Below are 14,082 nucleotides of genomic sequence, written 5' to 3'. Positions count from 1 at the left end.
CAGATCGTCTGAAGGAATCATTGTGAAGAAAATCGTGAAGAAGAAGAGCCTGCTCGCCGCGCTCGCCGTTGCACCCCTCGTCGCCCTGTTGGCCGGCTGCGCCGGAGCCTCAACCGACGGCCCCGCCACCGGTACTGACGGTGACGTCATCAAGATCGGCGTCGTCGGAGCCAGCGACCCCTACTGGGACGTCTACACCGAGGCCGCCGCGGCCGCAGGTATTGAGATCGAGATCGTCAACTTCGCACAGTACCCGCAGGTCAACCCGGCGCTCGCCGCCGGTGAGGTCGACCTCAATCAGTTCCAGCACATCGTCTACCTGGCCGAGTACAACGAAGCCAGCAACGAGAACCTGGCCCCGATCGGTGCAACGGCCATCTACCCGATCGCCCTGTACTCCACCGAGTACAGCGATGTCGATGACATCGTGGCGGGTGACACCGTTGCAGTGCCCGACGACGACAGCAACCAGGCCCGTGCGCTCGTGCTTCTGCAGTCCGAGGGGCTCATCGAGCTGACCGACGGCGGCACGATCTACTCCGGCCTCGATGACATCGATGAAGAGGCCTCAAAGGTCAAGGTCAAGGCCCTCGAGGCGTCGCTCACGTTGGCCTCGCTGCCCGACGTTGCTGCCGCAGTCATTAACAATGACTTCGCCGAGAAGGGCGGGCTCAAGTTTTCCGATGCCATCGCCACCGACGACGCGGCCGACTCGAAGGCGCTGCCCTACGCGAACATCTTCGCCGCGCGCGACGAAGACAAGAACAACGAGACCTTCCTCAAGCTCGTCGAGATCTACCAGAACACCCAGGACGTGCAGGACGGCGTGTTCGCTGTGTCCGGCGACACCGCTGTCATGCTGACCACCCCGGTAGCCGACCTGATTGAATCTCTGGCCGACATTCAGGCCGAGATCAAGGACGCCGAGTAAGCATCCACTGTAAGTAGTAATAACGCAGTCCGGGGGAGCACGCGCCCCGGACTGCGTTATTGTGTTCAGCGGTTTACAAATGAAATGAGCGAGGCAAACGGATGGCTGTAGTCAGTCTGCGAAATGTGGGCAAGGTATACCCGCCTCAGACCAAAGACGGCGCGAGCGTCACGGCGATTGACGATGTCAGCCTCGACGTTGAGGCCGGCGATATCTACGGCATCATCGGCTATTCCGGCGCCGGAAAGAGCACCCTGGTGCGGCTGGTCAACGCCCTGGAGCGTTCCACCTCCGGCGAGATCTGGGTGAACGGGCAGAATATCGCAGCCCTGCGCGAGCGCGAGCTGCGCCAGGTGCGCCTCGGCATCGGCATGATCTTTCAACAGTTCAACCTGCTCGGCTCCCGCACGGTTGCCCGCAACGTGGCCTATCCGCTCGAAGTGGCCGGGTATCCCAAGGAACAGCGCACCGCCCGGGTGGCCGAGCTGCTCGACTTCGTCGGCCTCGCCGACAAGGCCGGGGCTTTTCCCGACCAGCTCTCCGGCGGGCAGAAACAGCGCGTGGGCATCGCCCGTGCCCTCGCCACTCAGCCGAGCATTCTGCTCGCCGATGAGGCCACGAGCGCCCTCGACCCGGAAACCACCCACGAGGTGCTCGCGCTGCTGAAGCGGGTGAACGCGGAATTCGGGGTCACCATCATCGTCATCACCCACGAAATGGATGTCATCCAGACCCTCGCCACCAAGGTCGCCGTGATGGATCAGGGTCGGGTCATCGAGCGTGGACCTGTTTTTGACGTTTTTTCGAACCCGCAGGCAGCGGCATCCGCTCGATTCGTCTCGACGGTGGTTAAGGGGGTACCATCGCCAGACGAACTCGCCGTGCTGCGCGCGCGGCACGCTGGACGCATCGTGACGCTGGCATTTCGCGACAGCGCGGTCGACCAGAAGGCCGTCTTCGGCGAGCTGTCGGGGGCCGGCGTGGCGTTCGAGGTCGTCTACGGCGGAATCAACGAGATTCAGGGACGCCCATTCGGGCACCTGACCCTCGCCCTCACCGGCGCTGACCCGGTGATCGATACGGTGCTCGCCCACATTCGAACGCTCACGACTGTTACCGAGGTGCGCTGATGGATGCCCTGATCGACCTGCTGCCCGAACTCTGGACGGCCACCTACGAAACGCTCTACATCGTTGCCCTTACCCTGTTTTTCGGCGGCCTCGGCGGTCTGCTGGTGGGTCTCGGGCTCTACCTCACCCGGGCCGGCAGCATTCTCGAGAACAAGCCGCTGTTTTTTGTGCTCAATCTGCTGGTGAACTTCATTCGCCCGATTCCGTTCATCATCTTTCTCGCGGCGGCGCAACCGCTCGCCCGAGCGGTCACCGGCAGCGGCATCGGCAATAACGCCATCATCTTCACGATCGCCCTCGCGGCGTCCTTTGCCATGGCCCGCATCGTGGAGCAGAACCTGCTCACCGTGACTCCCGGCGTGATTGACGCGGCCCGCAGTGTCGGCGCTGGCCCGATTCGCATCATCTTCACGGTGCTGCTGCCCGAAGCGCTCGGACCGCTGATTCTCGGCTACACGTTCATTTTCGTCGCGCTCGTGGACATGTCGGCGGTCGCCGGCTACGTCGGCGGCGGCGGCCTCGGAAACTTCGCCCTGTTGTACGGCTACCGGCAGTACGAACCCGTCGTCACCTGGGCGGCCGTGCTGATCATCATCGTGCTGGTGCAGTTCGTGCAGTTCTTCGGCAACTACCTCGCCCGTAGGGCGCTGCGTCGGTAGACCAGGCCCCGCTAATTCTCAGTCGAAGTCCAGGCTGAGCTTGCGCAGCAAACCGGCCAGCCGCTCCTGATCCGTCACTGACAGGGTGTCGAGCAGCTCGGCCTCGGCGTCGACCAGCCGAGTGATGGCGGCATCCACTCGCGTGAGGCCGGGGGGAGTCATGCCCACCAGGATGCCGCGGCCATCGTTGGGTGCTGAGCGGCGTTTCACCAGGCCACGTTCGACGAGTCCGTCGATGCGGTTCGTCATGGTGCCGCTGGAGACGAGGGTCTGTTGCAGCAAGGCTTTCGGGCTGAGCTCGTAGGGGGTGCCGGCGCGGCGCAGGGCGGAGAGCACGTCGAACTCCCACGATGCGAGCTCCGAACGAGAGAAGGCGGTGCGGCGGGCCCGGTCGAGGTGCTTCGACAATCGGGCCACCCGGCTGAGCACCTGCAGCGGCGCAAAATCCAGATCGGGGCGTTCGCGCAGCCACGAATCGACGATTCGGTCGACTTCATCATGGCTAGGCATTGCTCCATTATCCCGCTTACCCGGGGGTTTCTTCGCCCAGAGGCCGCCTGACCGCCATCAGCGGTGCTGCACGACGCTAAGAATCTGGCAGACTTGACTGGTTGCTGGCCTCGGCCGGCATGGTCCGCCATAGTGTAACGGCAGCACGGCAACCTTTGGAGTTGTTCGGTCCAGGTTCGAATCCTGGTGGCGGAGCCCTCAATTTCTCTATGCGTTAGGAATCCTGTGACAGACGCCCGCCTCGCCATTGTTGTTCTGGCCGCCGGCCAGGGTACCCGCATGAAGTCCAGCCTGCCCAAGCTGCTGCATCCGCTCGCCGGGGTGCCGATCGTCAGTCACGTGCTCGCGACCGCACGCGCCCTCGATGCCGCGCACGTCATTACCGTCGTGCGGCACGAACGCGACCTGCTCGCCGCCGTCGTGGCCGAAGACCTGCCGGAGAGCACCATCGTCGACCAGGACGAGATCCCAGGCACCGGCCGCGCCGTCGAGCAGGCTGTCGCCGCGCTTCCCGCCGATTTTGACGGCGACGTGCTTGTCATCAATGGTGACGTGCCGTTGCTGAACGCCGCCACGCTCGCCTCGTTCATCGCCTCCCATCGACAGGGCAACGCGGCAGGAACCGTACTGTCCGCCTACCCCGACGACGCGACCGGCTACGGCCGCATCATCCGCTCGGCCGAGGGCGTGTTCGACCGCATCGTCGAGCAGAAGGATGCGACGGATGCCGAACTGGCCGTCAACGAGATCAACGCTGGTGTCTACCTGTTCGGTCTGGCCGCGCTGCGCGAGCAGCTGGCCGAACTCACCACCGCCAACGCGCAGGGCGAGAAATACCTCACCGATGTGATTGAGCTGCTGCGCGGAGCCGGCTCCGAAGTGAGCGCCGTTCCCGTCGCCGATGCCTGGATCGTCGCCGGCATCAACGATCGCGCCCAGTTGGGCGACACCGCGCAGAAGCTCAACGCCCTAATCGTGCGCGGCTGGCAGCTTGCCGGTGTGACAGTGCAGGACCCGGCCACGACCTGGATCGACCTGAAAGCCGTACTCGCGCCCGACGTCACACTGCTGCCCGGAACTCAGATCGTCGGTGCCACGGTTGTGGCTACTGGCGCGATCATCGGCCCGGACACTACCCTGCGCGACTGCGAGATCGGCGAGAATGCCCGGGTGAATCGCACCGACGCGACCCTCGCCGTCATCGAGGCGGGGGCATCCGTCGGCCCGTTCTCGTACCTGCGCCCGAATACCGTGCTCGGCGCAGACGGCAAGATCGGCGCCTTCGTCGAGACCAAGAACGCCCAGATCGGCGCCGGCAGCAAAGTGCCGCACCTGAGCTACGTGGGTGACGCCACGGTCGGCGTGGGGTCGAACATCGGCGCCGGAACAATCTTCGCCAACTATGACGGCGTGGCAAAGCACCACTCGGCGATCGGGTCGCACGTGCGCACCGGGTCGCACAACGTCTTCGTCGCGCCGATTACAATTGGTGACGGGGCGTACACGGGGGCTGGCACAGTCGTTCGCAAGAGCGTACCGGCCGGTGCACTGGCCATCAACGTGGCCCCGCAACGCAACATGGACGGCTGGGTTCACGTCAACCGTCCCGGTACAGCCGCGGATACGGCGGCGGCAAGCAGCGAAAAGACTGGAGAATAGATGTCGGAAATCAAGACCAGCGGCGACAAACGATTAGTACTGGTTTCGGGGCGAGCGCACCCGCAGCTCGCACTCGATATCGCCACGGAGCTTGGTTCTGAGCTGCTCCACACCGATGCGCGCACCTTCGCCAACGGCGAGCTGTATGCCCGGTTCGACGAGAGTGTGCGCGGCTCGGATGCCTTCGTCATCCAGTCGCACACCGCGCCGATCAATGAATGGCTGATGGAACAGCTCATCATGGTCGACGCGCTCAAGCGGGCCTCCGCCAAGCGCATCACCGTGGTCGCTCCGTTCTACCCCTACGCCCGGCAGGACAAGAAGGGTCGCGGCCGCGAGCCGATCTCGGCGCGCCTCGTCGCCGACCTGTTCAAGGTGGCCGGCGCCGATCGCATTATGTCGATCGACCTGCACGCCGCTCAGATCCAGGGCTTCTTCGACGGCCCGGTCGACCACCTGTTCGCGATGCCGGTGCTGCTCGAGCACTTCCGCGAGAAGCTCGACCCGGCCACCCTCACCATCGTCTCGCCCGACATGGGCCGAGTGCGCGTCGCCGACATCTGGAGCGACCGCCTCGGCGTACCGCTCGCCATCATCCACAAGCGTCGCGACCCGCTCGTACCCAACCGCGTCTCCGTGCACGAGATCGTCGGCCAGGTTGAGGGTCGCGTCTGCCTCCTCGTCGATGACATGATCGACACCGGACGTACCATTGCCCTGGCCGCCGAGGCCCTGCGTGAGGCCGGCGCCATCGGTGTCGTCGTCGCCGCCACCCACGCCGTGTTCAGCGACCCGGCCGTTGACATGTTGCAGAACCCGGCCATTAGCGCCGTCGTCGTCACCGACACGCTGCCGATCCCGCCGGAGAAGCGCTTTCCGACCCTCACGGTACTGCCGATCGCGCCGCTGCTGGCCCGCGCGATTCACGAGGTCTTCGACGAGGGTTCGGTCACCTCGATGTTCGACGGCGCCGCGTAGGGCTGAGAACCATCCAGCCCCGCGAGTGGCTGGTTTCGGGAGGCGGTGGCTGCGGCAGCCGCCTCCCGTTCATTAACTGCGCCAAAAATGGATGCTTCCCGCCCGTTCCAGGCGATTTTCGGGCCGCAACTCACTGCTCGGCGGGGCGAACTCATCGAAACTCACGGGTCGGCGGGACCGGCAGGGGAGAGTTCCGCTAGGTGCGTGTGGCGGGGACGATCTGGCGGGGCGCGGCGGGAATGATGCCGAGCGGGGTGACGAAAGTTTCCCGCTCGTTCTGGTCGATCGCGTAGCATTGCCAGCCGAACCCACCTGGGCCGGAGAGGTCGAAGCGGGCGTCGTAGTCGACGGCGAACGGGTAGTACTGCGCCACGGCGCTCAGGCAGGCGTTGGCGGCGGTGTCCGAGGCGACCCGCATGGTCGTGAGCACACCCGGCACCACCAGGGCGATGAGCCCGAGCACGACAGCGACCCGCAAGATAGCGGTGAAGTGTTTGCCGCGCAGAGGACGGTAGTTGTCGTTCGGCTCGTAGCCCGAGAGCTCGGGGTGTTTGTCAGTCATGGGGAGTCCCAGTATTCCAGACGTGGGTGTGAAGCGACCCGTGTAAACAAACCGGCCGACAGCATCCGTTCAGCCCGGGGGAGGGACGGATGCTGCCGGCCGGCAACGCTGCTGTTGTCAGTGCGTCGACGCCTCGGTGGCGATCTCGGTGCGGTCGCCGGACCACAGGGTGTGGAAGGTGCCGGGCATGTCCACGCGGTGGTAGGTGTGCGCTCCGAAGAAGTCGCGTTGACCCTGCACCAGGGCGGCCGGCAGGCGTTCACTTGCGAGCGAGTCGAAGTAGCTCAGGCTTGAGCCAAAGCCGGGAACCGGGATGCCCGACAGCGCTGCGGTCGAAACCACGCGGCGCCAGGCTGCCTCACCGGAGGCAACGGCCTCGGCGAAGTACGGGTCGACGAGCAGACTCGGGATGGACGGGTCGTTGTTGTAGGCATCCACGATGCGGTTGAGGAACTGAGCGCGAATGATGCAGCCACCGCGCCAGATAGTGGCGATTGCGCCCTTGTCGATGCTCCAGCCGTACTTCTTCGCGCCGGCGATGATCGCGTCGAAACCCTGCGCGTAGGCGACGATCTTCGAGGCGTAGAGCGCCTGGCGCACATCTTCCTGGAAGGTGTCTCCCACAATGGCAATTTCGGGCCGGGCCAAGAGCGTCGCGCGCACGGGACCGCGCTGCTCCGGGTGGCTGGAAACGGCGCGGGCGAAGACGGCCTCGGCGATACCGCCGACGGGAACGCCGAGGTCGAGCGCGTTCTGAACGGTCCAGACGCCCGTTCCCTTGGAGCCGGCCTCGTCGAGCACCACGTCGATGAACGGCTTGCCGGTCTTCGCGTCAACCTGGCGCAGAATCTCCGCGGTGATCTCGATCAGGTAGCTGTTAAGCTCCCCACTGTTCCAGTCAGTAAAGACGTCGGCGATGGCCTCGGGGGAGTGCCCGCCAACCCTGCGCAGCAGGTCGTAGGCTTCGGCGATGAGCTGCATGTCAGCGTATTCGATGCCATTGTGGATCATCTTGACGAAGTGGCCGGCGCCGTCGGTGCCGATGTGGGTGACGCAGGGCACACCGTCGACGACGGCGGCGATGGACTCAAGGATGGGGCCGAGGGTCTTGTAGGCCTCCACCGAACCGCCGGGCATGATGCTCGGGCCGTTGAGGGCACCCTCTTCGCCACCGGAGATGCCGGCACCGACGAAGTTGAGGCCCTTGGCGCTCTGTTCCTTTTCGCGACGGATGGTGTCGGTGAATTCGGCGTTGCCGCCGTCGACGATAATGTCGCCGGGCTCGAACAGCTCGGAGAGCTGCGAGATGACGGCGTCGGTTCCGCGGCCAGCCTGCACCATAATGATGGCGGTTCGCGGCTTCGTCAGGGAGGCGACGAAGCCGGCGATGTCCTCTGAGGCGACAAAGTTCGCCTCGGGGTGCTCGGTCGTGAGCAGGCGGGTTCGTTCGGGGGAGCGGTTGTAGACCGCCACGGTGTTTCCCTCGCGGCCGGCGAGGTTGCGTGCGAGGTTCGAGCCCATCACCGCCAGACCGACGACACCAATATTTGCCTGTGCTGAAACGGACTCTGACACGTTTTCTCCTTGCATTGATATTTTTCCAACCGCTTACAAGGCTACCCGCCGATCGTGTCTTGATACATCACGGTGTCGGGAGGGTTACCGGCATGCCGCTATCGAGATTCGTTCCAGAGATCCAGATCAATGGGTACTCTGGCGAAGCGGTATTCGGTCGTAGAGAGATAGGTATCGCCGGGACGCAGCACATTTCCGGGAAAATTCGGGCGATGTTTTGGATCAGAGAATCGCTTGGGTTCTAGCGCAAACCCGTCTGCCGACCGGTACGCACGCCCTGAAGTGCCGACAATGCTTCCGTCCAAGAGATTTGCTGTGTAGAAGACGAGGTCCGGCTCCGTAGTCCATAGCTCCAGGGTGCGCCGGGACGTTGGTTCAACGACCCGGGCAGCAAAGTTTATTGCACTCGGCTCGCCATTGACAGCAAAGTTGTGATCGTAGCCGCGGCCCCAGCGCATCTGGTCCGAATCGTCCCTGATTCTCTCACCGATGCGATGGGGTGAGGTGAAGTCGAGTGATGTTCCTGCCACCGGTGCGAGGCCAGCCAGGGGATTGAGATCTTTTCCGATGGGGAGGTAATGGTCTGCGTTCAGACGCAACTCGTGATCGAGGATCGACCCGTTTCCTTCGCCGGCCAAGTTGAAATAGGAATGATTCGTGAGGCTGACGATCGTTGGCTGGTCAGTGGTTGCCTCATACTCCACACGCAGGGTGTCCTCGTGGTCAAGGAGACGGTACGTGACTGCTGTGCGTAGTTCTCCCGGGTACCCCTCCTCACCGTCTGCACTGGTGTATTCGAGCCGGACACAAGAACTGTTGGATGTTCGAAAGCTCTCGGCTGACCACAGCTTCTTGTCGAAGCCCGAGAACCCACCATGTTTGCTATGCGGTGGGCTGTTCAACGGCACCCGGTATTCCTTGTCGTCTAAGTAAAAAATTCCATTCGGGATACGTCCCGCATGTCGGCCTATGACCGCCCCGAAATATCTGGTCTGATTGAGATAGGCTGGCAATGAATGGAATCCGAGGGCAAGATTGTCGAATTTTTCCGCGACGTCGAGGGTTCCGAATGACTGCAGGATTCCGCCATACGCGAGAATCACAGCCCGTGCACCGGTTTGGTTTGTCAATCGAAAGGCCTTAACTGGTCGGCCGTCGGGCAGATGGCCGAAAGTGAAAGTACCAATCGTCGCCAGGTTGATCATGGGAGAGCCCGACCGAGTCCCTTTGCGATCACCACAGGTCTCTTCGATGTCGGATGGAGCTGGGCTGTAATCACGTCGACGACGTCGAGTGGGGCCAGCAATATGTCGGCGCAGATTCCGTACTCGTCGGCTTCAAGCGGCTCAAGGATCTCAAATTGGGATGCGAGCAGAGACGGCGGCATGAAATCGTGAACTCGACGAACAATTCGATCTTGAACGATCTCCTGTTCTCCATCCAGAAAAACAAAGTACGCGTCGGCAACATGCTTACGGAGAATGTCGCGGTACGCCCGTCTCAAGGCGGAGCAGGCGACAACGAGGCCGCCATCGGACTTGCGTGCGTGGGCGAGGTAGCCACCCACAGCGTGCAGCCATGGCTCCCGCTCGGCATCCGTGAGCGCACGACCCGTCGCCATCTTCGCAATGTTGTCGGCTGGATGTAGTCGATCCGCGTCGAAGAACTCGAAGTTCAATGACCTGGCCAAGAGTACGCCAACCGTGCTCTTGCCAGAGCCAGAGACTCCCATTACGACAATCGATTGAATTTCTTCGGTCTGCTTCATGCCCGCCTCTGCAATTCTTGCGGCTCCCGCCCGCCTCAGGTGAGGAAAGACGAATAAAGCATATCTAAACAATTGAGTGCTGGTTCCAATATGATTTGAACGTGGGAGATACTACGAAGAAATTGCACGGCCCCCCCGAGGTGGCCGTGCCGGCGGCGGTCGGCTCAGGCCTCCATGCCCGCGTCCTGGAGCAACTCGGCCTGGCACTGTGCGATCAGGCACTGGCCACCGGATCGGTAATGAAGATTGAAGATATCGAACGGCAATACGGGGTTTCTCGATCGGTTATTCGAGAAACCCTGCGTGTGCTGGAGTCGATGGGTCTGGTTTCATCCAAGCGTCGCGTTGGTGTGTTGGTCCGTCCACCCAGCGAATGGAATCTCTTTGACCCTCAAGTCATTCGGTGGCGTTTGGCTTCACGTGCGCAGATTACCCAATTGCGATCACTCACAGAGCTGCGGACGGCCATTGAGCCGGAAGCGGCCAGACTTGCGGCCCTCCGCTCGCCCCTCTCCAGCGCGAGCGACCTGATGGGACTTGCTGGCCGGTTGTGGGCGGCTGGCGAGTCCGGTGACCAAGAGTTATTTCTCACTCTGGATATCCAATTCCACCGCCTAGTCCTTGCAAGCTCCGGAAACGAAATGTTCGCGAAACTGGAGAGCCTGATCTCCGAAGTGTTGGCTGGTCGTACGCACTATGGCCTCATGCCCACGCATCCCCACGAGGAAGCGCTTCAATTGCACGTGGATGTCGCCTCCGCCATTCAACGGGGTGCGCCTGATATTGCGCAGCGCTCGATGTTGGGCATCATGCAACGGACCATGGACGAAATGAGCACTATCTGGGCTGCTCCGCACGGGAGTGGCGATTTCATCCAAAAGTCACCCGGTCACCAATAAGTATCACTCAATGGCTGGCAATCACTAGATAAGTATGCTTTTTTGCCTTACAGTCGGAGGTAAGCGCATCATCGGACGCGCCACACTTCGCCACAGATATGCAGGGGGAATTTCGTGCACTATGCAGTCAAGCTAAACGCTGACACCGTCCATGGCAGTCGGGCCCTATGCTCGCTTCGGCGCTGAGCGACCGATGGGCCTCGTCGCGACAGAAACGTCTCCTCCCAGACTAAGGCGGCCGCCGCTCGCTGGCCAAGGCGCAGTCAGACGCAAGAAAATCAGGAGTCGACGCACCGGTCGGTCGGTCGGCTTTCTGTTCATCCTGCCGGCACTGCTCTTCATCTTCGTCTTCATGCTCTACCCGCTGGTGTCGTCTGGGTATATGAGCCTGACCGAATACAACTTCGTCTATGACGATGACCCCACGTTCGTCGGCCTGGACAACTACGTCTCGGCGTTCGAGGATCCACAGTTCGTCACGAGCCTGACAAACACGTTTGTCTTTGGCTTCTTCTTCTTCATTATCTTGATCGTGGCATCGCTCAGCATCGCCTTGTTTCTGTTCCAGAAAATTCGCTTCAATTCGTTCTACCGAAGCGCCGTGTTCGTCCCATTGGTTGTTCCTCTCTCGCTTGCTGGGCTGGTGTTTCTATGGATCCTCCAGCCGAACTATGGCCTTCTCAACTACCTGTTGGGCGACGTCTTCAACCTGCCATTCCTGGTCCAACCATGGTTGAGCCAGAGCGACACCGCAATGGGCTCAATCATCGCGCTGTCCCTATGGGCCACGATCGGTTTTGAGACCATACTCTTTCTCGCCGGCTTGCAGTCCATCGATCCGGACACCCTGGAAGCCGCCGAGTTGGACGGGGCGCGAGGCTTCAAGAAGATCTTCTATATCCTCCTGCCGAACTTGAGAGAGACCTACATTTTGACCGCGACTTGGGGCATCCTTCATGCCCTCAAGGTCTTTGTCGAGCCTATGGTAATGACCGATGGCGGCCCAGGAACCAGCACCCTGGTGTTATATCAGCAGGTGTATCTCACGGCCTTCACGTATTTCGATATGGGGTACGCATCGGCTATGGGCTACATTCTGGGGCTGATCATCCTGGTACTGATCGTGCTCAACTTTCTGTTCCTTCGCAAGGCCGGAGATAAGAATGCTTAGAATGCGAGGCTTGTCGTGGTAAGGGGTTCTATTTTTTCCAGGCTGTGGATTCACGGGGTTCTTCTTCTGCTCGCGATCGTATTCCTGGCTCCGCTGGTTTACATTCTGCTCAATTCCTTCAAGTCAGCAGATGAAATCTTCCAGGTGCCACAGAGCTTCTTACCCAAGGAGTGGACGCTGGAAAACTATGCGGCAGTGGCAGAAAGTCGTTTCGCGGAATATTTCGCAAACACCTTTATCATCACTATCGTCTCCGTCACCCTAGTCGTCGTACTCAGTTCCCTCGCCGGTTATGGCTTCGCCAAGCTTCCATTCCGCGGCGCGAACATTCTCCTATTAGCCATTGTCGGCACGCTGACTGTCCCGCTCGTCATTCTCCTGGTTCCAATGTTCCTGCTGGAGAACGAGCTTGGCTTGCTGAATACAAACCTGGGACTGATCCTGCCGAACGTCGCTGTTGCCCTGCCTTTCGCCATTCTCATCATGCGGGCGACCTTCATGGCCATTCCGCACGAGATCGAAGAATCCGCGACCATGGACGGGGCTGGGGTGTTCGCCAGATGGTGGCGGATCATGCTGCCCATGGCTAGGAATGGCATAGTCCTGGTCACGATCATCACCAGCTACAACGTCTGGGGTGAATACACCTTGGCCAAAACGCTTGCCATTGATCCCCCGGCGATGCCGCTCTCGGTCGGTCTCACCCTATTAAAGGGTGAGGTCTGGCAGTACGGAGTACTCGCGGCCGTCATCGTGCTGGCCACGCTTCCGCCCATCATCGTCTTCATCGCCTTCCAGCGCCACATTGTGGCTGGAATCGCACAGGGTGCGGTCAAGGGGTAATGCACCTGTGCCGCTCTGGCCGTCGATGGACCGTTTTATGAGTTTCCCAAACGAAAGGTAAGAATCAATGAAAAGGCAAAGCAAAGTCGCAATGCTGATCGCGTTCGGCTCGGCGGTGGCGCTGGTCGCCACGGGCTGTGCCGCAGGTGGCGGCTCGAAAGGCGAGTCCAAGTCTGGGCCGAAGTCGACCTCGATCAACGTTGCGGCTCAGGCGTGGATGATCGAGAAATTCCACATGAATGACATGGTGGACAATTTCGAAGCCGCCAACGAAGGTGTCACGGTCAACGTTGTTGAATATCCGGACAACCAGTCGCTGTCGAACTTCGCCCTCCAATGGAGTCAAGGCAAATCCAGCCAGGACGTCGTCGTCGTCGATGGCGCTTCCGTAGCCGTGCAGTTTCTGGCCAAGGACCTGATCATCGACTTCAACGAGACAGACTTCTTCGAAGGAGCAACGGCTAAGGAGAAATTTGTCGGTGAATCGCTGTCCTTCGACCAACTGGGCGACGTGCAGTTCGCCATCCCGATTGGCCTCGAAACCTATAACATCAGCGCCAACAAGTCCTACTTCGAAGAAGCGGGCCTCGTCGGCGTCGACGGCGAAATCCCCGCGCCTCAGACCTGGGACGACCTATACGACATGGCCGCAGCAATGACTCTTAGGGACGGCAGTACGGTCACTCGGCCGGGAATGACGATTCAATGGGGTCCAAACGCCGTGAATACCATGATTGCTGTGGAGCAGGCGGTCAGGGGAAGCTTCTATGAGGATGACGTTCTCACTTTCGACACGCCTGAAATGCGCGATGTCTTGGAGATCTGGAAGAAGGGCGTCGAGGAGGGAGTGTTTTCCATCGACACCTTCTCCAACAAAGACGCCGGCCGGAGCAACTTCAACGCCGGCAACATCCCGATGGTACTGGAAACCGCCGCACACGTTCCCGAAGCAATCCCCACGATCGGTGCGGAGAACTCGGTGGTACTGGCAATGCCCGGCTCTGCCGAAAACGGATCCTATGGTTTCACGGCCGGAATCCTCGTTCCGAGCGCCTCCGAAAATCAGGAACTCGCCCTGCAGTTCATCCAGGAAGCCATGATGTCCGACATCCAGGTTGCCGTGGGCGAAGAATGGGGCAAGCTGCCCGTCATAGAGGAGCACTTCGACAAGATCGACGCTCCCTGGAAAACATCGATGTACGACCTCGTGAAAATTTCTGAGCCGGCTCCCATGTATCGCGATCTCCCTGAAATTCAGGTGACCGGCAAGCAGCTGCTCCAGGAATATCTGACCGACGCTATCGACCTCGACACATTTCTGGCCGATCTTGAGAAATTGATCGAGGACGCAAACAAGGACTCCGAGTAGGGGACGGCCGCGTCGGCGGCTGACCGTA

The 14,082-nt window shown here is 61.1% G+C and carries 14 protein-coding genes and 1 tRNA gene; 10 read left to right on the top strand and 5 right to left on the bottom strand.

The features are described 5' to 3' along the window. Nucleotides 1-22: 22 nt before the first annotated feature. The 3 genes from CJ028_RS13435 (at nucleotide 23) to CJ028_RS13425 (ending at nucleotide 2,720) form a co-directional block, all read left to right on the top strand. On the top strand, nucleotides 23-931 hold the full coding sequence (locus CJ028_RS13435; protein WP_338064142.1) for a MetQ/NlpA family ABC transporter substrate-binding protein: 909 nt from the start codon (nucleotides 23-25) through the stop codon (nucleotides 929-931). Nucleotides 932-1,032: 101 nt separating this feature from the next. Continuing rightward, the gene (locus tag CJ028_RS13430) at nucleotides 1,033-2,061 is read left to right on the top strand and encodes a methionine ABC transporter ATP-binding protein (protein ID WP_105035736.1); all 1,029 of its coding nucleotides are present in this window, start codon (nucleotides 1,033-1,035) and stop codon (nucleotides 2,059-2,061) included. Next, nucleotides 2,061-2,720: a methionine ABC transporter permease gene (locus CJ028_RS13425; RefSeq protein ID WP_105035735.1), complete on the top strand. Its 660-nt coding sequence runs from the start codon at nucleotides 2,061-2,063 to the stop codon at nucleotides 2,718-2,720. Before CJ028_RS13430 ends, CJ028_RS13425 begins: the two co-directional genes overlap by 1 nt. A gap of 18 nt (nucleotides 2,721-2,738) precedes the next feature. Here the strand turns inward: CJ028_RS13425 and CJ028_RS13420 are convergent, their stop codons facing one another. Next, nucleotides 2,739-3,230 carry a MarR family winged helix-turn-helix transcriptional regulator gene (locus CJ028_RS13420; protein ID WP_105035734.1) on the bottom strand — a complete coding sequence of 164 codons (492 nt, stop codon included), beginning with the start codon at nucleotides 3,228-3,230 and terminating at the stop codon, nucleotides 2,739-2,741. A 123-nt stretch (nucleotides 3,231-3,353) separates the two neighbouring features. On the opposite strand from CJ028_RS13420, the gene CJ028_RS13415 reads away from it, so the two are divergent. The 3 genes from CJ028_RS13415 (at nucleotide 3,354) to CJ028_RS13405 (ending at nucleotide 5,867) form a co-directional block, all read left to right on the top strand. Further along, nucleotides 3,354-3,425: transfer RNA gene (locus CJ028_RS13415), tRNA-Gln, on the top strand. Between the two features lie 30 nt (nucleotides 3,426-3,455). After that, nucleotides 3,456-4,889 carry a bifunctional UDP-N-acetylglucosamine diphosphorylase/glucosamine-1-phosphate N-acetyltransferase GlmU gene (gene glmU, locus CJ028_RS13410; protein ID WP_105035733.1) on the top strand — a complete coding sequence of 478 codons (1,434 nt, stop codon included), beginning with the start codon at nucleotides 3,456-3,458 and terminating at the stop codon, nucleotides 4,887-4,889. Further along, a complete protein-coding gene (locus CJ028_RS13405) occupies nucleotides 4,890-5,867 on the top strand; it encodes a ribose-phosphate diphosphokinase (RefSeq protein ID WP_104178544.1) in 978 nt (325 codons plus the stop codon). A gap of 196 nt (nucleotides 5,868-6,063) precedes the next feature. Here CJ028_RS13405 and CJ028_RS13400 read toward each other — a convergent pair whose 3' ends face one another. From CJ028_RS13400 to CJ028_RS13385, 4 genes are all read right to left on the bottom strand, one after another. Continuing rightward, nucleotides 6,064-6,429 carry a hypothetical protein gene (locus CJ028_RS13400; protein WP_105035732.1) on the bottom strand — a complete coding sequence of 122 codons (366 nt, stop codon included), beginning with the start codon at nucleotides 6,427-6,429 and terminating at the stop codon, nucleotides 6,064-6,066. A gap of 117 nt (nucleotides 6,430-6,546) precedes the next feature. Beyond that, nucleotides 6,547-8,004, bottom strand: a complete 1,458-nt coding sequence (gene gnd / locus CJ028_RS13395; protein WP_105035852.1) for an NADP-dependent phosphogluconate dehydrogenase — start codon at nucleotides 8,002-8,004, stop codon at nucleotides 6,547-6,549. Nucleotides 8,005-8,102: 98 nt separating this feature from the next. Beyond that, nucleotides 8,103-9,209, bottom strand: a complete 1,107-nt coding sequence (locus tag CJ028_RS13390) for an aldose epimerase family protein (RefSeq protein ID WP_105035731.1) — start codon at nucleotides 9,207-9,209, stop codon at nucleotides 8,103-8,105. Then, entirely contained in the window at nucleotides 9,206-9,772 is a 567-nt protein-coding gene (locus CJ028_RS13385) for a gluconokinase (RefSeq protein WP_105035730.1), read from the bottom strand. The genes CJ028_RS13390 and CJ028_RS13385 overlap by 4 nt, the downstream gene beginning before the upstream one ends. Nucleotides 9,773-9,873: 101 nt before the next feature. On the opposite strand from CJ028_RS13385, the gene CJ028_RS13380 reads away from it, so the two are divergent. The 4 genes from CJ028_RS13380 to CJ028_RS13365 all read left to right on the top strand — a co-directional run bounded on the left by CJ028_RS13380 (nucleotide 9,874) and on the right by CJ028_RS13365 (nucleotide 14,054). Then, nucleotides 9,874-10,671 (top strand): FadR/GntR family transcriptional regulator, encoded by a 798-nt coding sequence (locus CJ028_RS13380; protein ID WP_240607269.1) that lies wholly within the window; start codon nucleotides 9,874-9,876, stop codon nucleotides 10,669-10,671. A 151-nt stretch (nucleotides 10,672-10,822) separates the two neighbouring features. After that, nucleotides 10,823-11,842 (top strand): carbohydrate ABC transporter permease, encoded by a 1,020-nt coding sequence (locus CJ028_RS13375; protein WP_205684046.1) that lies wholly within the window; start codon nucleotides 10,823-10,825, stop codon nucleotides 11,840-11,842. A 15-nt stretch (nucleotides 11,843-11,857) separates the two neighbouring features. Next, nucleotides 11,858-12,685: a carbohydrate ABC transporter permease gene (locus CJ028_RS13370; RefSeq protein ID WP_205684045.1), complete on the top strand. Its 828-nt coding sequence runs from the start codon at nucleotides 11,858-11,860 to the stop codon at nucleotides 12,683-12,685. A gap of 67 nt (nucleotides 12,686-12,752) precedes the next feature. Further along, a complete protein-coding gene (locus CJ028_RS13365; protein ID WP_105035728.1) occupies nucleotides 12,753-14,054 on the top strand; it encodes an ABC transporter substrate-binding protein in 1,302 nt (433 codons plus the stop codon). The last annotated feature ends 28 nt before the right edge of the window (nucleotides 14,055-14,082 follow it).

Origin of the sequence: Cryobacterium aureum (assembly GCF_002954245.1) — a bacterium.
Lineage (GTDB): Bacteria > Actinomycetota > Actinomycetes > Actinomycetales > Microbacteriaceae > Cryobacterium > Cryobacterium aureum.
This window is presented reverse-complemented; position numbering and strand designations above follow the sequence as displayed.